Below are 1535 nucleotides of genomic sequence, written 5' to 3' on the forward strand. Positions count from 1 at the left end.
TGCGGGCGACGAACTGCTTCACAGATAGCCTGTGCATCAGCTGCATCATTTTTGCCTGATTTCCGGCCATGCGGTAAGGAGATACAAATTTAGAAGCCATCAGACGTGGATCATGAGCATACAACATAGAGGTTTCAGAGGAACGGTAGTGTTCGTGATTGTTCGTTAACTTAATGAGAGTTATGGTTTTTTTGATTTTGATGTTCGAGCATGATCGCATCCGTTTTCTCCGTTACGGGCCACTGTGTATTGCAGTGTGTATTGCTTTTGTGTGTGCAGAGAGTGAGAAGATGGCTGCAGAAAATAAACTGAGTGATAGGCAACTAAAAGCGCTACAGGGTAAATCGCAGACTAAGCAGCGGTTGATTTCAGACGGTCGCGGAATGTCGGCGCGAGTTAGCAAGAATGGGGCTGTGAGCTTTGTCATGTTCTACCGTTTGGGCGGTAGGGATACTTCCCCAATATGGCTGACTCTGGGCAAGTATCCGGATATGTCATTGAAAATGGCACGAGATAAACGTGATGAATGCAGGGCTTGGCTCGCTGAAGGTATCGACCCACGTCACCGTATCGGCTTAATCACTGATGTATCGGAAAGGCCAGTCACCGTAAAAGATGCGCTTGATTATTGGTTAGAGTATTACGCCAAGCCTAAGCGCAGAACTTGGGAGGTCTGTGAACAACGGTTTGCCCGATACATTTATGGTCGCCTGGGGGATGTACCTCTAACCCTGTGTAATGCTGCAATGTGGGTAAAGTGTTTTGATGAAGTGAGAAAAACAGCTCCGGTAGCTGCTGGCCATACATTCCGAGACGTAAAACAGGCACTCAAGTTTTGTCGGGTACGCCGTTATGCTATCTCCAACGAACTGGAAGATTTTACCGTTATGGATATGGGGGAAAGGGCTCAAAAAAGGGATCGTGTACTCACAGCTGATGAAGTGAGGGACGTTTGGTATTGGGCGAATACTGAGGAAAACAATTCCAAATTATCACCAGTTAACAGGGTGACACTTGTCATAATGATGGTATTCGGTTGCCGTGGTCGTGAATTGCGGGAGTCGCTCTGGAATGAATGGGACTTTAAAGAGTGGATTTGGACGGTGCCCAAAGAACACAGTAAGAATGGACGCGAAATTATTCGCCCAATCCCCCCGCAAATCCGTCAATGGCTTGTAAACCTTCGTGCAATTGCAGAGGAGGAGGGCACCGAGCGCCTACTTAATGGTGAATTTGCAAAACAGACAGTTATGAGCACGGTTGGTAGCCGTTTCTGGCGTAAGTTCAGGCATGAAAAATCATGGTGCCTGCATGACCTTCGTCGAGTTCTAGCAACCAATCTAAATGACATGGGGGTTGATCCCCATGTTGTCGAACAGCTCTTGGGGCATACGCTACCAGGGGTTATGGGAATTTACAATCGTAGCCAATATCTGGCGGCAAAACTTGATGCACTGACGAGATGGGTAGACTACCTGAATTCGTTGATCCGTTCAGATGCTAAGGGGCTTTGTTGAATAAATCGAACTTTTGCT

General features: G+C 47.2%; 1 protein-coding gene and 1 pseudogene. One reads left to right on the plus strand and one right to left on the minus strand.

Features of this window, described 5'->3' with window-relative positions:
* A pseudogene (locus HMPREF3140_RS28200) lies at positions 1 to 115 on the minus strand (IS110 family transposase); the annotation flags it as partial.
* A gap of 67 nt (positions 116 to 182) precedes the next feature.
* On the opposite strand from HMPREF3140_RS28200, the gene HMPREF3140_RS06355 reads away from it, so the two are divergent.
* Positions 183 to 1517: a tyrosine-type recombinase/integrase gene (locus HMPREF3140_RS06355; RefSeq protein ID WP_305955208.1), complete on the plus strand. Its 1335-nt coding sequence runs from the start codon at positions 183 to 185 to the stop codon at positions 1515 to 1517.
* The last annotated feature ends 18 nt before the right edge of the window (positions 1518 to 1535 follow it).

It is taken from the genome of Klebsiella sp. HMSC16A12 (genome assembly GCF_001808265.1).
GTDB classification, from domain to species: domain Bacteria; phylum Pseudomonadota; class Gammaproteobacteria; order Enterobacterales; family Enterobacteriaceae; genus Klebsiella; species Klebsiella pneumoniae.

What these genes read in the sequence shown, in the direction of transcription:
- HMPREF3140_RS06355 (WP_305955208.1), top strand. Translation starts at nt 183, where the DNA reads ATGGTTTTTTTGATTTTGATGTTCGAGCATGATCGCATCCGTTTTCTC.